General features: G+C 57.4%; 11 protein-coding genes and 3 tRNA genes. 8 read left to right on the forward strand and 6 right to left on the reverse strand.

Features of this window, described 5'->3' with window-relative positions; translation table 11 throughout:
• Positions 1-4 precede the first annotated feature (4 nt).
• Both LQ945_RS15010 and frdA read right to left on the reverse strand, forming a co-directional pair.
• Positions 5-739, reverse strand: coding sequence for a succinate dehydrogenase/fumarate reductase iron-sulfur subunit (locus LQ945_RS15010; protein WP_128865700.1), 735 nt, complete (start codon positions 737-739; stop codon positions 5-7).
• Positions 732-2,528 (reverse strand): fumarate reductase (quinol) flavoprotein subunit, encoded by a 1,797-nt coding sequence (frdA, locus tag LQ945_RS15015; protein ID WP_020824894.1) that lies wholly within the window; start codon positions 2,526-2,528, stop codon positions 732-734. Before frdA ends, LQ945_RS15010 begins: the two co-directional genes overlap by 8 nt.
• Before the next feature lie 385 nt (positions 2,529-2,913).
• Here frdA and epmA point away from each other — a divergent pair, with 385 nt between their 5' ends.
• A complete protein-coding gene (gene epmA / locus LQ945_RS15020) occupies positions 2,914-3,891 on the forward strand; it encodes an elongation factor P--(R)-beta-lysine ligase (protein ID WP_020824895.1) in 978 nt (325 codons plus the stop codon).
• A 69-nt stretch (positions 3,892-3,960) separates the two neighbouring features.
• On the opposite strand, the gene mscM is transcribed toward epmA, so the two are convergent.
• From mscM to rsgA, 3 genes are all read right to left on the reverse strand, one after another.
• On the reverse strand, positions 3,961-7,308 hold the full coding sequence (mscM, locus tag LQ945_RS15025; RefSeq protein WP_044553928.1) for a miniconductance mechanosensitive channel MscM: 3,348 nt from the start codon (positions 7,306-7,308) through the stop codon (positions 3,961-3,963).
• A 13-nt stretch (positions 7,309-7,321) separates the two neighbouring features.
• Entirely contained in the window at positions 7,322-8,218 is an 897-nt protein-coding gene (gene asd / locus LQ945_RS15030; protein ID WP_044553929.1) for an archaetidylserine decarboxylase, read from the reverse strand.
• Between the two features lie 76 nt (positions 8,219-8,294).
• Positions 8,295-9,344: a small ribosomal subunit biogenesis GTPase RsgA gene (gene rsgA, locus LQ945_RS15035; RefSeq protein ID WP_270101106.1), complete on the reverse strand. Its 1,050-nt coding sequence runs from the start codon at positions 9,342-9,344 to the stop codon at positions 8,295-8,297.
• 183 nt (positions 9,345-9,527) lie between these two features.
• Between rsgA and orn the strand changes: the two genes are divergently transcribed.
• The 4 genes from orn to LQ945_RS15055 all read left to right on the forward strand — a co-directional run bounded on the left by orn (position 9,528) and on the right by LQ945_RS15055 (position 10,624).
• Entirely contained in the window at positions 9,528-10,073 is a 546-nt protein-coding gene (gene orn, locus LQ945_RS15040; protein ID WP_044553930.1) for an oligoribonuclease, read from the forward strand.
• 204 nt (positions 10,074-10,277) lie between these two features.
• Positions 10,278-10,353: transfer RNA gene (locus LQ945_RS15045), tRNA-Gly, on the forward strand.
• A 64-nt stretch (positions 10,354-10,417) separates the two neighbouring features.
• Positions 10,418-10,493 (forward strand) — tRNA-Gly (locus LQ945_RS15050).
• A gap of 55 nt (positions 10,494-10,548) precedes the next feature.
• A tRNA-Gly gene (locus tag LQ945_RS15055) sits at positions 10,549-10,624 on the forward strand.
• Between the two features lie 299 nt (positions 10,625-10,923).
• Here the strand turns inward: LQ945_RS15055 and queG are convergent.
• The gene (queG, locus tag LQ945_RS15060; protein WP_182820954.1) at positions 10,924-12,063 is read right to left on the reverse strand and encodes a tRNA epoxyqueuosine(34) reductase QueG; all 1,140 of its coding nucleotides are present in this window, start codon (positions 12,061-12,063) and stop codon (positions 10,924-10,926) included.
• Between queG and nnr the strand changes: the two genes are divergently transcribed.
• The 3 genes from nnr to amiB are packed head-to-tail and all read left to right on the forward strand — an operon-like array spanning position 12,062 to position 15,868.
• A complete protein-coding gene (gene nnr / locus LQ945_RS15065) occupies positions 12,062-13,573 on the forward strand; it encodes a bifunctional ADP-dependent NAD(P)H-hydrate dehydratase/NAD(P)H-hydrate epimerase (RefSeq protein ID WP_270101108.1) in 1,512 nt (503 codons plus the stop codon). The two genes, queG and nnr, sit on opposite strands and share 2 nt — an antisense overlap.
• 14 nt (positions 13,574-13,587) lie before the next feature.
• Positions 13,588-14,058 carry a tRNA (adenosine(37)-N6)-threonylcarbamoyltransferase complex ATPase subunit type 1 TsaE gene (gene tsaE, locus LQ945_RS15070; protein WP_020824902.1) on the forward strand — a complete coding sequence of 157 codons (471 nt, stop codon included), beginning with the start codon at positions 13,588-13,590 and terminating at the stop codon, positions 14,056-14,058.
• 7 nt (positions 14,059-14,065) lie between these two features.
• Positions 14,066-15,868 (forward strand): N-acetylmuramoyl-L-alanine amidase AmiB, encoded by a 1,803-nt coding sequence (amiB, locus tag LQ945_RS15075; RefSeq protein ID WP_270101110.1) that lies wholly within the window; start codon positions 14,066-14,068, stop codon positions 15,866-15,868.
• The last annotated feature ends 11 nt before the right edge of the window (positions 15,869-15,879 follow it).

A 15,879-nucleotide genomic window follows, 5' to 3' on the forward strand; every position in this document is an offset into this window, starting at 1 on the left:
TCCCTTATTGCGGCTTCAGCATGGCGATCATGAAGTCTTTGGCACTTTCCACTTTACCCTGCTGGATAGCAGCGGCCGGGTCGACGTGCTTCGGACACACTTCAGAGCAGTAGCCGACAAAGGTACAGCTCCACACACCGTTTTGGCCGTTGAGCTGTGCCATGCGCTGTTTCTGGCCGTGGTCGCGATTGTCCAGGTTGTAACGGTGCGCCAGGGTGATTGCCGCCGGGCCGATGAACTCTGGGTTCAAACCGAACTGCGGACATGCGGCGTAGCACAGACCACAGTTGATACAGCCGGAGAACTGGTGATATTTGGCCATTTGCGCCGGTGTTTGCACGTTGGGGCCGTCTTCCGGTTTGCGGTTATTGCCGATGATGTAAGGCTTAATCGCTTCCAGGCTTTCGATAAAGTGGGTCATGTCGACCACCAGATCGCGCTCAATCGGGAAATTGCCCAGCGCCTCTACCTTCATGCCGTTGGTGTATTCGCGCAGGAAGGTCTTGCAGGCCAGCTTCGGTACCCGGTTGACCATCATGCCGCACGAACCGCAGATGGCCATGCGGCATGACCAGCGGTAGGATAGGTCGGGAGCCAGGTTATCCTTGATGTAACCCAGTGCGTCGAGCAGCGAAGTTTGCTCATCGTAAGGCACCGCGAAGGTCTCGAAATGCGGCTCGGCGTCACATTCAGGGTTATAGCGCATGACCTCGATTTTCAGGGTGTTCATCTCAGCCATTTGCCTGCTCCTTATCCTTTTTGTCCTGCGCTTCGGCTTCAGCGCCGTACACACGTTTGGCCGGTGGCAGTTTGGTGATCTTCACGTCGCTGTATTCCAGGCGTGGTGCGCCGTTCGGGTTATGGAATGCCAGCGTATGCTTCAGGAAATTCACGTCGTCACGTTCGGTACAGCCTTCATCCAGACGCTGGTGGGCGCCGCGGGATTCTTTGCGGTTGAAGGCGGAGTGCGCCATGCACTCGGCGACGTCCAGGCCGTAGCCCAGCTCGATGGTATACAGCAGGTCGGTATTGAACACGCTGGAGTTATCGGTGATTTTGACGCGCTTGAAGCGTTCTTTCAGCTCAGCCAGTTTATCGATGGTTTTTTGCATCAGTTCTGGCGTACGGTAGATACCGCAGCCTTCTTCCATCGACAGCCCCATCTCATCGCGGATCTTCGACCAGTTTTCGCTGCCTTCCTGCTTCATCAAATTGCTCAGTCGGGTTTCGACGTCGCGCCCTTGCGCGTCCAGGGCACTGCCATTGGCCGGGCCAGATTCCAGCGAGCGACGAGCGGCATGCTCACCGGCCACCCGGCCGAACACTACCAGCTCCGCCAGCGAGTTGGATCCCAGGCGGTTGGCACCGTGCAGACCGACGGAGGAACATTCGCCGACGGCAAACAGCCCCTTGATGCGGGTTTCGCAGTTTTGATCGGTTTCAATGCCGCCCATGGTGTAATGCGCCGTTGGGCGTACCGGGATGGGGTCTTTTACCGGGTCGACGCCAACGTAGGCCTTGGCCAGTTCACAGATAAACGGCAGGCGTTCGAGCAGCTTCTTTTCCCCCAGATGGCGCAGGTCGAGATAGACCACGTCGCCGCGCGGGGTGGCGATGGTGCGACCGGCACGCCATTCGTGCCAGAAGGCCTGCGAAACTTTGTCGCGCGGGCCCAGCTCCATGTATTTGTTCTTCGGCTCGCCCAGCGGGGTTTCCGGGCCCATGCCGTAGTCCTGCAAGTAACGGTAGCCGTCTTTGTTCACCAGAATACCGCCTTCACCGCGGCAGCCTTCTGTCATCAGGATGCCGGAGCCCGGCAGGCCGGTAGGGTGATATTGGACGAACTCCATATCGCGCAGTGGGATGCCGTGATGGAAGGCCATGCCCATGCCATCACCGGTGACGATGCCGCCATTGGTGTTGTAGCGATACACGCGTCCGGCACCGCCGGTGGCCATGATCACCGCATTGGCGCGGATCTGCACGCGGGTGCCTTCCATCATGTTCATCGCCACCAGACCACGGACCTGACCGTCATCCACCAGAATATCCAGCACAAAGTGCTCGTCGAAACGTTGGATTTGCGGGTATTTGAGCGAGGTCTGGAACAGGGTATGCAGCATGTGGAAGCCGGTCTTGTCGGCGGCGAACCAGGTTCGTTCAATCTTCATGCCGCCGAAGCGACGCACGTTGACCGAACCGTCCGGTTTACGGCTCCACGGGCAGCCCCATTGTTCCAGCTGGGTCATTTCCCGCGGACAGTTGTGGACGAAATGGTCGACCACGTCTTGCTCACACAACCAGTCGCCACCGGCAACGGTATCGTTGAAATGGTAGTCGAAGGAGTCGTGATCCTGAGTGACTGCGGCGGATCCCCCTTCGGCGGCTACCGTATGGCTGCGCATCGGGTAGACTTTTGAGATAAGCGCGATTTTCAGTTGGGGATTGGCTTCCGCTGCGGCTATTGCTGCACGTAAACCAGCACCCCCGGCCCCAATAATGGCAAGATCGGCGTTAAAGGTTTGCACTGCATTCCTCCAATATTCTTGTTAAGAACGGCAAATTAAATATCTATGCTTAATATTTATAAATATTCTTCGGGTGCTAACTAACTGAGTTCATTGTCGTTGCATAAAGCCTAAGGATAGATATCTCCCACCAATAATGTGGAATTAACTATACCTAAAGTTAAGTAGAAGAAATTTGATGTGATCGATTGTTTTGCCTTTTAACCGGCGGGCGGAAGGATAATTGCCTGTGGTCTGGATTTAACGTTTATTCAACTTTTATTAACCTTTTTGCCAACTATTTATCAGGTAATGTCGAGGTTAAAGCGGCCGGGCTGTTAAGAATTTGTTTGCATGCCAGGATACGAGTAGACTGCATCCCCTGTTTGATTTCGGAGTAATTACCATGAGCGAAACGGCAAGCTGGCAGCCAAGTGCACCCATCGCCAATTTGTTGAAACGCGCAGCGATCCTGACTGAGATCCGGCGTTTCTTCGCCGATCGTGGCGTGCTGGAAGTTGAGACGCCAACCATGAGCCAGGCGACGGTCACCGATATTCACCTGTTCCCGTTCCAGACGCGTTTTGTCGGGCCCGGTGCGGCGGATGGCATGACGCTGTACATGATGACCAGCCCGGAATACCACATGAAACGTCTGCTGGCGGCGGGCAGCGGGCCGATCTATCAGATGGGGCGCAGTTTCCGCAACGAAGAGGCCGGCCGTCATCACAACCCTGAATTCACCATGCTGGAGTGGTACCGTCCGCACTACGACATGTACCGGTTGATGAACGAAGTGGATGATCTGCTGCAGCAAGTGCTGGACTGCGAGAGCGCGGAGACCCTGTCTTATCAGCAGGCTTTCCTGCGCCATCTGGATATCGATCCGCTGTCAGCGGAGAAGGTACAACTGCGTGAAGCGGCGGCCAAACTCGATCTGAGCAACATTGCCGATACCGAAGAGGATCGCGATACGCTGTTGCAACTGTTGTTTACCGTTGGCGTGGAGCCGTACATCGGCCGTGATAAGCCGGCGTTCGTTTATCACTTCCCAGCCAGCCAGGCGTCGCTGGCGGAGATCAGCACTGAAGATCACCGCGTGGCGGAGCGTTTCGAAGTCTATTTCAAAGGTATTGAACTGGCGAATGGCTTCCGTGAACTGACCGACAGCCGCGAGCAGCGTCAGCGTTTCGATCAGGATAACCGCAAGCGAGCGGAACGCGGTTTGCCGCAGCACCCGATTGATAACAACCTGCTGGATGCGCTGCAGCACGGTATGCCGGAGTGTTCCGGTGTGGCGCTGGGCGTTGATCGGCTGGTGATGCTGGCGTTGGGCGCCGAGAGCCTGAGTGAAGTATTGGCCTTCCCGGTCGGGCGCGCGTAACAGCTAATTTAGTGCCACTGTGATAAAAAAAGGGTTCGGCCATAGCCGAACCCTTTTTGCATGCTGCGGTTACAAACTGCCCGATTCGCGTTTGGTGTTGGGCGTCGGTGTGGAGGCCGGCGTACGACCGTTGCTGGTCAGGCGGGACAGCGTCTCGCTGCGTACCTGGAATGGTGGGTACGGCAGCGTAATGCCGTGCTCGCGGTAGCCGGACAGGATCAACTGATGGATCTCGTGACGCAACGGCATGCGGTGGCCCATCTCGGCGGCGTAAATACGCAGTTCAAAGATCTGGATACCCTGCTGCAGATCGACCAGATAAACCTCCGGTGCCGGATTATCCAGCACCAGCGAACAGCGTTCGGCGGCGTTGGTCAGGATCTTGGTCACTTCTTCGCTGTTGGCTTCTGCCGGTGCCGGTACGGTCAGTACCACACGAGTCAGGTTGTCCGACAGCGACCAGTTAATGAACTGCTCGGTGATAAACGCCTTGTTAGGCACGATGATCTCTTTGCGATCCCAATCCGAAATGGTGGTGGCGCGGGTATTGATCTTGGTGACGGTACCGGTCAGGTTGCGGATCGTCACGGTATCGCCAATGCGGATCGGCTTTTCAAACAGGATGATCAGGCCGGAGATAAAGTTGGAGAATATCTCCTGCATACCAAAGCCTAACCCCACGCTGAGCGCGGTCACTACCCACTGCAATTTCGACCATTCGATACCGATCCAGGAAAAGCTGAGGATGGCGCCGAACAGCAACAGCAGATACTTGGTAATGGTGGTGATGGCGTAGCCGGTGCCCGGCGACAGATCCAGGTGCTGCAGTACCGCCAGCTCCAGCAGGGCCGGCAGGTTACGCACCAGCTGCATGGTAACGATCAGCACCAGGATGGCGATCAATACCGCACCCAAGGTGATCGGATGCGCGGTCTCTACGCCGTTGACCGTCGACGTCACGTCCCAGAGGGAGATGTTTTCCAGGAAGGCGAAGGCCGAGTGGATTTCTGACCACAGCACGATCACCGACACCAGCGCGATCATCGTCAGGATCGAACGAACCAGCCGGAGCGACTGGGCGCTGATGGTATCCAGATCGATCTCTGAATCATCCATGTCCATCGATCCTTCGGTACTGTTGGGCGTATGCGGCGTTTCTTCTTCACCGCGTGCGCGCTGAGCCAGAATATCGGCCCGGCGTTGCTTGGCGCGGTCAAAGGCGATACGTCGCCGTTGGATCAGCATCCAGCGGCGAATAATGTGGTAAATCACCAGCAGGAAGAACCAGATGGCCACCGAAGTTTCCAACCGCGCCAACAGTGCCTGAGAGGTGGTCAGATAGCCGACGGCGGAGGCCAGCGCCGCCAGTAGCGGCGCGGACAGCAACAGCCCCCACAGCGCAGTGTTGACCATGTTGTCGCCGGAGCCTTTTTTATCCAGGTACAGCGGGATGCCGGCGCGTTTCAGGCTATTGGTGACGATGGCCAAAGCCAGACACAGCAGGATAAAGCACAGCCGCCCCAGGGTATTGGCAAACTCGCGTTCTTTTAGGCTGTCGAAGGTGATCAACGCCATGATCAGCGGCACTATCAGCCAGATCGACATTTTGTAATAGCGCATGGCGCGTGAAACCTGCTTCACCGGCCAGCGGAAATGCACGATAAACAACCCCTGCGGATGGGCGAAGGCGGCGCAAATCATACATACCCACAGGATCGGCAGCGTGGCGGTGACGCCCTTGCCGATCGCTTCGGCTACCGGGTAGTTCCAGGCGCTTTGCAGGCCAAAGCCGAGCGCCGCCCAGAGCACCGGCAGTGGCAGTGCCACCAGAATCGACCAGAATACGGTGCGCAGGGTCAGGAAGAATTCGTCCTGGGTCACTTTGCCGACCCGGCTGCTGGCGCGCGTCAGGAAGGCGTGGTAGTGCTTGCGAGAGCTGATGCTGAAAATCACCAGCAGCAGGGCACCGAAGATGGGGATCAGCGTTTCGCGGCTGGTCACCATCATCATAAAGGCGCCGCCGAGCTGTGACAGCGTATCCAGCGACAGCAGACGCGTCAGGTCGTGCGCGACGTTAATCGGATAGGACAGGGTGATAGGATTGACGTCAGGCACCCAGAACAGATAGCGGTGGGTGGCATCCTTGATTTCGTTTAACGCCTCGATCAACTGGGTGTTGGCCACTTTCAGCTTGGTCAGCTCGAGGATCTGAGTATCGCACCCGGACAGCAGTGAGTTCAGCAGTTCCCTCTGAGTGCGCAACTGGGCGTCGACGATACGCCTTTCCGCACTGGTCAGTTCGCTGCCGTCGTCACGTTTGAATTCGCGCTGAGACAGTTTTTCCAGTTGGCTTTCAAACTGCAGGCGCTGTACGCGCAATTGGGCCATATCGCCATCAAGCTGTTGCGGCTTGGGCATTTCCGGCAGCGTGGCGACCTGGGCACGCAGGGTTTCTCCCAACGCCGATGACGAACCAAGCCACTGGGCCTGTTCAATAATGGTGCTCAGTGCCTGACGCACCTGCAGCGTTTGCGCGGCGGCCTGACGCTGCTGGGATGAGATCAGATCCATGCGCTGAGCCTGATTGTTCAGCGCTGCGGACAGCTCACGGTTGATTTGCAGCTGTTGGCTGATGCTTTTCGGCAGATCGCCGTTCTGCTCGGCCAACTGCTCGGTCTTTTCCAGCGCCAGTTCGGCTTCGCGCTGCCGCTGGGCATTGAGGTTATTGCGCAGCGCCTGCAGTTGGACGTCAATCTTCTCGTGGCGCTTTTTGTAGACTTCGGCGCGCATTCGCGCCAGTTCCTGACGGTTGTTGGCCGACAGTTGCGCCAGCTCGAGTTCATCGACCTTGGCCTTGCGCGCAGCGGCTTCCGCCTGCAATAACGCCAGTGCAGCCTGAGCATGCGGAGTGGTCGGGTTGGCGGGCTGGGCTTGCAGGCGACGCTGAACTTCGGTCAAGGCACGGCGTGCGTCGGTCTGCTGCTGCGGTAATTGGCCGAGGGAATCGCTGATTTCCCGCGTACGTTCCTGCTCTTGTTGCAGCAAACGCGCCTGTTCCAGCAGCAGGCTGCTGGTTTGCAGGATTTGCTGTTCCAAATCGCTGGCCGGGAGGTTATCGCCGTTCGGCAGGATTTTGCTGTCTTCCAGCGCTAACTGACGACGCAGTTCCTGCGTCATCTTCGGGAAATCGTCGATCACGCGCTGATATTGCTCAACGCGCGTTAGCGACTCTTTACGCTCCGACAGCCAGTTGAGGGCGCTTTGCAACGCCTCAGTGGTTTCCGCCTGATTAGGCGCGCTCTTGTTGCTCTCGGCCTGCTTCAGCTCCTGTTTGAGCTGGGTTTCGGTGGGCACCGTGGCGGCCAGCACCGGCTGAGCCAGTAAGCAACCGAGCAATAACGTGATAATCAGGCGCACAGCGTCAATTCCTTCAGATCTGCGGTGTTTCAACGGCAGCAGACGCAGCCGGGATTTCTGCGAAGGCTTCGCCCATGCGGGTCACGGTGCCGTTGTTCAGCTGCGGCGCGAACTGTACGCTGCCTGGGGTAAACAGGTTAATGACCGTCGAACCCAGCTTGAAGCGGCCCATTTCTTCGCCTTTCTCCAGCACGATAGCGCCTTCCGCGCCTTCTTCAGGATAGGTCCAGCGTTTGATAATGCCTTCGCGCGGCGGAGTCACTGTACCGGCCCAGACGGTTTCGATGCTGCCGACGATGGTGGCACCGACCAGTATCTGCACCATTGGCCCGACGGCGGTATCAAACACGCAGATCACACGTTCATTGCGCGCAAACAGGTTTGGCACGTTGGCGGCGGTCAGCGGGTTGACGGAGAACAGGTCTCCCGGGACATAAATCATTTCGCGCAGCACGCCGTTGCACGGCATATGTACGCGGTGATAATCCCGCGGAGCCAGGTAGGTGGTGGCGAACAGACCGTTACGGAACGGCTCTGCCAGCACATAGTTGCCGGCCAACAGCGCTTCCAGGCTGTAGTGGTGGCCTTTGGCCTGGAAAATTTGGTCGTCGTGGATCTGGCCGAGCTGGCTGATGGCACCGTCTGCGGGCAGGGCCAGCCAGTTGGCGTCGCTGATGATCGGGCGGGCGCCGTCACGCAGCGGGCGTACAAAGAATTCGTTGAAGCTGGCGTAGGCGCTCAGCTCTGGATGTTGCGACTCTTGCATGTTTACGCGGTAATAACGGGCAAAGCCCTTCAGAACCAATTGGGTCAACCAACCGGCCTGCTTGTCCGCACCCCAGCCCGCCAGGCGGGTCAGTGCCAGCTTCGGTAACCAATACTGCAATTTAATTTTGATGCTATCCAGCACGTTTAACCTCTTGAATAAGGGTAAAGGGCGCGCATTGTAACGCTGGCTGTGCCACCGTCAACGCCGCCCGGCATTATCAGTCTGCGCCATCGGTGAAGTTCTTGCGAACCTTCACTTGCGCCATGCTTTCCAGAATACGGTGATAGTTGTCGAAACGTTCTTTGGCGATATCGCCTTTTTCCATGGCGGCACGGATAGCACAGCCTGGATCGGTATCGTGGCGGCAATCACGGAACTTGCAACCGCCTAAATAGTTACGGAATTCGACAAAACCTTGGGTGATTTGTTCCGGTTCCAGGTGCCACAGGCCAAACTCGCGTACGCCTGGGGAGTCGATCACGTCGCCGCCGTGCTGGAAATGATACAGCCGTGCAGCGGTGGTGGTATGTTGCCCGAGCCCAGAGACATCGGAAACCTGATTTACCAGAATTTGCTCTTTGGATGCGGGTAGCAGAGCGTTAAGCAGGCTGGACTTACCGACCCCCGACTGCCCGGCAAAAATACTGATGCGCCCGACCAGCGCCTGTTCAAACGCCTCCATGCCTTCGCGCGTCTGGCTGGAGACTTCCAGCACCCGATAACCAATCTTGCGATAGGTATCCATCATGCCGTCGACCCGTTTGCGCGCTTCGGCATCCAACAGATCGATCTTGTTCAGTACGATCAGCGGCTCAACTTCCAGCGTTTCACAGGCCACCAGATAGCGGTCAATGATGTTCAGCGAAAGCTCGGGTAAGATCGCCGAAACGATGACGATTTGGTTGATATTGGCGGCGATGGGTTTCACGCCGTCATAGAAATCTGGACGTGTCAGCACCGAGGTACGTTCATGTACGGCCTCGACAATGCCTTTGACCCCTTCATGAGTACCGACGCCAGGGCGCCACACAACGCGATCGCCGGTGACCAGCGAACGTAGCGTACGGCGAATATTGCAGCGGTGTTGGGTGCCGTCCGCCGCTTCAACGTCGGCATGCATCCCGAAACGGCTGATGACGATGCCGTCCTGCGGCTCGCCCAGTTGGGAATCATCCAGTTCCGGTTTTTTGTCGGTGCGTTTCAGGCGACGTTGATGGTTCGCCTGCACGCGGCGTTCTTGACCTTTGGACAGTTTGTTCTTGCTCACTGCGCCTCACTTGAATCCGCTTTATCGCTCATGGCGACCAAAAAGACTATGATACACGCTATTTTATATTAAATAACCGTTGTTAGCCGCCACGCGCAGCGCAGCCTGGCCGGTAAACAGCCAGCGCCGGTCGCCGCCTTGCCTACAGTTTGTTTATCTTTTGGCTTTTACGCAGGAAATATCATGACAGGAAACGAAAATAACCTGATTTGGATCGATCTGGAGATGACCGGGTTGGATCCTGAACGCGATCGCATTATCGAGATCGCTACGCTGGTCACCGATGCCAATCTGAACATTCTCGCGGAAGGGCCGGTGATCGCCGTACATCAATCCGATGAACAGCTTGCCCTGATGGATGACTGGAACGTGCGCACCCATACCGGCAGCGGCCTGGTGGAACGGGTGAAAGCCAGCCAGTTCGACGACCACGCTGCCGAGCTGGCCACTATCGCCTTCCTGCAACAGTGGGTACCGGCGGGCAAATCTCCGATCTGCGGCAACAGCGTGGGTCAGGACCGCCGTTTCCTGTTCCGCTATATGCCCGCACTGGAAGCCTACTTCCATTACCGCTATCTGGACGTCAGCACGCTGAAAGAACTGGCGCGCCGTTGGAAGCCGGAAATCCTCAGTGGCTTTAAGAAGCAGGGCACCCACCAGGCGATGGACGATATTCGCGAGTCGGTAGGTGAACTGGCCTATTACCGTGAGCATTTCATCCAGCTATAACGAATGCAGGGCCTCTTGATCGGGGCCTTACTGCCGAAAGCTCCCGATTCCGCCGCTTAATTAGTCAGTTTGGCGCTTTAATCGGCAATCAAACAAAAATCGCGTTTTTTTGCTTTCAGGGGCTTGCGGCAAAAAGGATTTCTCGTATAATGCGCACCCCGTACCGATGAAGAATTTCGTTTAGTTCCGACATCGATACGCCGGGCGGGAATAGCTCAGTTGGTAGAGCACGACCTTGCCAAGGTCGGGGTCGCGAGTTCGAGTCTCGTTTCCCGCTCCAAATTCAACAATGCTGCTTAGGTGGCGTGATGAATAAAAAAAGTATCAGGTAGTACCCATGCGACGCGGGAATAGCTCAGTTGGTAGAGCACGACCTTGCCAAGGTCGGGGTCGCGAGTTCGAGTCTCGTTTCCCGCTCCAAAAAATTCAAAGGCCATGTTGTTGTTTGATGGCCGGATGCCCAAAGCATCTCAATGCGGGAATAGCTCAGTTGGTAGAGCACGACCTTGCCAAGGTCGGGGTCGCGAGTTCGAGTCTCGTTTCCCGCTCCAATTTTCTCTTCGTTTCAAACTCAGTCCAACGCCTTTAACGGCGCGGTTCTTTGTCTCGTTATACATACCCTGTCGAAATGTTGTGAACAGACTTATCCACAGGTAGCGCTCATAATACCCTCAGCTCAAAAAATCAACGCCACACAAATGAAATATATATTGCATTGATTTGTAAGCATATTTAATTATCGAAAAACGTTATACCGATCACTTGCTCTTTTTGTTGCAGTTGAAAGACAAAGCATTTTTATTTTTATGCACAAATCCACAGAGTGACTATCGCCCCTGAAAGAGAGATTTCAGGCATCCCTCGGCAATCCTTTTTCCACAGCCCGTATCAATCGTTTTTTCTGCGTTGTCTGCACTTCTATGCCTTGCGCTTCACGCCGTGCCAGCTGCTGCGCCAGCGCCCAGTGGATATGTTCATCCAGCATCGCATCTTGTTCCAACCGAGCACGCAACGCCACCACTGCCGCATCCAGGTAGGGGGCATTGCCCAGCGCCACGGCGATATTGCGCAGCCAGCGCAAATGGCCGATACGCCGGATGGCGGAACCTTCAGTGATGCGCAGGAATTTCTCTTCCGTCCAACCAAAGAGTTCGATCAGCTGCGGCGCATGCAGCGCGGCCCGTGGGCTGAAGTCATCTTCGTCAGTGAGCTGCGAAAAGCGGTTCCACGGGCAAATAAGCTGGCAATCATCACAGCCGTAAATACGGTTGCCCAATAGCGGCCGAAACTCTTCAGGGATGGCGCCCTCGAGCTCGATAGTCAGATAGGAGATGCAGCGGCGTGCGTCCACGGTATAGGGGGCGACGATGGCTCCGGTTGGGCAGGTGGTGATACAGGCGACGCAGCGGCCGCACTGTTCCTCCTGAGGCTTATCCACCGGCAGCGGCAGGTCGATCAGCAGTTCGCCGAGAAAGAACCAGGAGCCGGCTTCGCGGTTTAAAATAAGTGAGTGTTTACCAACCCAGCCAATGCCGGCTTTGGAGGCCAGTGCGCGTTCCATCACTGGCGCGGAGTCGACAAAGGGGCGGAAATTAAGTTCGCCGCAGTAGGCCTGGATCTGATCGCCGAGTTTTTTCAGCCGCTGGCGCAGCAGCTTGTGATAATCCCGCCCCAGCGCATAACGGCTGACATAGCCCAACTGCGGGTTATTCAAGGTACTGGCGAAGGCCGCCTTGGCCGGCAGGTAGTTCATGCGCACGCTGATCACGCGCAGCGTGCCGGGCAACAGCTCATGCGGCCGGGCGCGCAGCATGCCATGGCGCGCCATCCACTCCATTTCACCGTGGTATTGTTTGTCTAACCAGGCCTGCAGTTTGGGCTCTTCCGCACTCAGATCGGTGTCGCAGATGCCTACCTGCTGGAATCCTAGCGATTGCCCCCATTGCTTGATATGTTGGGCGAGTTGATTGAGATCGAGGGGGTGAGTCATGACGGGCCACAGTGAAAAACGATACTCTGACAGTTTACCACACTCTGTCTGGTCTGCGGACTGGATCCGGCGTGCGGAAGCGGACGCCGCCGCCTCGCAGGGCATCTCACTCTATCAACTGATGCAACGTGCCGGTGAGGCGGCTTACACGCTGGCGTGCGACCAATACCCTGCCGCCCACCACTGGCTGGTGCTGTGCGGCCATGGCAACAATGGCGGTGACGGCTACGTTGTCGCCCGCCTGGCTGCGGCGGCCGGCGTCAAAATCAGCCTGATTGCCTGCCAAGGCACGCGCCCACTGCCTTCAGAAGCGGCGGCTGCCAGACAGGCATGGTTGGCCAGCGGCGGCGAGATCCATCCCATCGACAGCCGCTGGCCTGAAGACATAGATCTGATCATCGACGGCCTGCTCGGTACTGGATTAAGTAGTGCGCCGCGGGCGCCGTACGATGCCCTGATTGAAGCCGTTAACCGCAGCCGCGCGCCGGTTATCGCACTCGATATTCCCTCGGGCCTGCTGGCTGAAAGCGGTGCAGCGCCTGGAGCCGTCATTCGCGCAGCGCATACCATGACTTTCATCGCGCTCAAACCGGGTCTGCTGACCGGCCAGGCCCGAGATTGGGTCGGGCAACTTCACCAGAGTACGCTAGGATTATCGGGGTGGCTGGCAAAGCAACCGACGCAGATTCAGCGGCTTACTGCCGAATCGCTGTCCCAGTGGCTGAAGCCGCGTCGTCCCTGCTCACATAAAGGTGAACAGGGGCGTTTGTTAGTGGTAGGGGGCGATCGCGGCTTTGGCGGCGCAATACGCATGGCGGCAGAAGCTGCGTTGCGCAGCGGTGCTGGGTTGGTGCGAGTACTTACTCACATTGAGCATGTCGGGCCCTTGCTGACCGCCAGACCGGAACTGATGGTGCAACCGCTGAGCGACGAGGGGTTGCAGCAGGCGATCGACTGGGCGGATGTGCTGGTGATTGGCCCAGGGCTGGGTCAGGGACAATGGGGTAGGAATGCGCTGAAAATATTGCAAGCCAGTGATAAACCGGCGTTATGGGACGCCGATGCGCTGAACTTACTGGCATTAAATCCCGAGAAGCGTCAGAATCGTGTGATTACCCCGCATCCTGGGGAGGCGGCACGCCTGCTGGGGTGCCGTACCGCCGAGATTGAGAGTGACCGCTTACTTGCAGTGCGTAATCTGGTAGCGCATTACGGTGGCGTGGCCGTGCTGAAAGGTGCGGGTACGTTGATCGCCGATGATCAAGGCCAGATGGCGATCGCCGACGTCGGCAACGCCGGCATGGCCTCAGGTGGAATGGGTGATGTGCTGTCCGGTATCATCGGCGGTTTGCTGGGGCAAAAGCTCTCACTGTATGATGCAGCCTGCGCCGGTTGCGTGGCGCATGGCGCAGCCGCCGATCGCGTGGCGGCAAGACAAGGAATAAGGGGGATGCTGGCGAGCGATTTATTGCCGGAAATCCCTTATTACGTTAATCCTGAGTTGGCATAAATAGAAACTATCGAATGAAAGAACTCGTTTTACCTCTGCCGGATGAGGCAGCGACTGTCGCATTGGGTACCGCCTTGGCTAAGGCGTGCGATCGCGCCAGCGTAATATACCTTTACGGTGACCTGGGCGCCGGTAAAACCACCTTCAGCCGTGGTTTTCTGCAGGCATTGGGCCACCAGGGCAACGTTAAAAGCCCAACTTATACGCTGGTGGAGCCTTATGCGCTGCAGCCGCTGGCGGTGTACCATTTTGATTTGTATCGCCTGGCCGATCCGGAAGAACTCGAATTTATGGGCATTCGCGATTATTTTGCGCAGGATGCCATTTGCCTGGTGGAATGGCCACAGCAGGGGACCGGCGTCTTGCCGGAACCGGATTTGGAGCTGCATCTCAGCTACCAGGATCAGGGGCGCGAAGCAAAAATTCAGGCGGTTTCTGCCTACGGCAGCCAGCTTTTAGACCGTATTCACGGGCCACAGGAATGACGCCGCAATGACGTATGCGTTGAGAAAATTACTCGTAATCGCCCTGATCGCCGTATTGGGGCCTTTGGGTGCGGCCAGTGCGTTGGCCGCATCGTCGTTGTCTGATATTAAAGTCACCAATGCTCAGCGTGAAGCCACGGTATCGGTGAGCTTCAACGGCCCGCCAGACTATGCTTTCTTCCCCTTGCACGGCCCGGACCGCGTGGTGTTGGATGTAAACCAGAAAGGCAAGGTGGGCGGTTTGCCTCTGAATTTCAGCGGCCAGAATCTGGTGAAAAGCATTCGCTCCAGCGCACCGAAAGATGACCAGAGCGTGCGGTTGGTATTTGACTTGACTCAGCGTTCAAAGACCCGGGTAGCCACGCGCCAGAACGGCAGTGTCTATACCGTGGTGTTCACCATCGCCGCTGAGGGCAGCGCAAACACCACGGTACGAAAATCCCCGACGCCGGCTCCGGTGGTCGTGAACCCACCGACGCGTAAAGCCCCGGTGGTGGTGAGTGAGCCTGAACCAGAGCCAGAGCCTGCTCCGGTGCGCAGAGCGCCAAGCGGTTCCAATCCTTTCACCAATAAGCCTACCGTGGTTGCGGGCACCGCATCTGAGGTTACGCCGCGCAGCAGCCGCGTTTCCGCCGGTTCCGGCGACCGGGTGGTGGTGGCTATTGATGCCGGTCACGGCGGCCAGGATCCAGGTGCCATCGGCCCGAACGGCCTGAAAGAGAAAAATGTCACTATCGCCATCGCTCGCCGCCTGCAGGCGTTGTTGGATGCCGATCCACAGTTTAAACCGGTGTTGACGCGCAACGGCGACTACTTCATTTCGGTGATGGGCCGCTCTGACGTGGCGCGTAAGCAAGGCGCTAACGTGCTGGTCTCCATTCACGCCGACGCCGCGCCAAACCGCAGCGCCAACGGGGCTTCGGTTTGGGTTCTGTCCAACCGCCGCGCCAACAGCGAGATGGCAGGCTGGCTGGAACAGCATGAGAAACAGTCCGAATTGCTGGGCGGTGCGGGTGATTTGCTGGCCAACAGCCAGGCGGATCCTTACCTGAGCCAGGCGGTACTGGATCTGCAGTTCGGTCACTCGCAACGTGTGGGCTACGATGTCGCGGTAAAAGTCTTGCAGCAATTGCAGAGCGTCGGTTCATTGCATAAACGTCGTCCTGAACACGCCAGTCTTGGCGTGCTGCGTTCGCCGGATATCCCATCCTTGTTGGTGGAAACAGGATTTATCAGTAATAGCACGGAGGAGCGGCTGCTCGGCAGTAGCGCATATCAGGAGAAAATTGCCCGGGCGATCCACAACGGCCTGCGCAGTTATTTCCTGGCGCACCCGCTACAAGCCGACCCAAAGGTGGAAAACCGACCGCTGGACGTCGCAGCGGCGGTTAACTCCTCAACACAAGACGTCAGTCAGCCTGCTCCGGTCACCCGTTCGACCGGCAGCAGCCGCATTAGCGGCAAAACGCAGATCCACGTGGTGAAGCGAGCCGAAACGCTCTCCGGCATTGCCGATAGCTATGGCACCACCATGGCGGCGTTGCGTGACCTGAACAAGTTGAAAAAAGACGGCGTGTGGGTCGGCCAGCGCCTTAAAGTGCCGGCGGGTAAAACCGCCGTGACGGTCAGTACGGTCGCCAAGGCAAAACCCAGCGTGAAGAAGCCGTCCAGGCACAAAGTGACCCGCGGTGATACCTTGTCCTCCATCGCTACCCGTTATGGTGTCAGCGTCAGTGACCTGAAGCGCGTGAATAAACTGAAGTCGGACGTCGCGCCGCTGGATCGGACGCTGACCATTCCGCAGGCCTAGCGCCCACATTA

It is taken from the genome of Serratia liquefaciens (assembly GCF_027594825.1).
GTDB lineage: Bacteria > Pseudomonadota > Gammaproteobacteria > Enterobacterales > Enterobacteriaceae > Serratia > Serratia liquefaciens_A.

Bases quoted from the DNA above. Each gene is read 5' to 3' on its own strand.
- LQ945_RS15010 (WP_128865700.1), bottom strand. From the start codon at position 739: ATGGCTGAGATGAACACCCTGAAAATCGAGGTCATGCGCTATAACCCT.
- epmA (WP_020824895.1), top strand. From the start codon at position 2,914: ATGAGCGAAACGGCAAGCTGGCAGCCAAGTGCACCCATCGCCAATTTG.
- orn (WP_044553930.1), top strand. From the start codon at position 9,528: ATGACAGGAAACGAAAATAACCTGATTTGGATCGATCTGGAGATGACC.
- nnr (WP_270101108.1), top strand. From the start codon at position 12,062: ATGACGGGCCACAGTGAAAAACGATACTCTGACAGTTTACCACACTCT.
- queG (WP_182820954.1), bottom strand. From the start codon at position 12,063: ATGACTCACCCCCTCGATCTCAATCAACTCGCCCAACATATCAAGCAA.
- tsaE (WP_020824902.1), top strand. From the start codon at position 13,588: ATGAAAGAACTCGTTTTACCTCTGCCGGATGAGGCAGCGACTGTCGCA.
- amiB (WP_270101110.1), top strand. From the start codon at position 14,066: ATGACGTATGCGTTGAGAAAATTACTCGTAATCGCCCTGATCGCCGTA.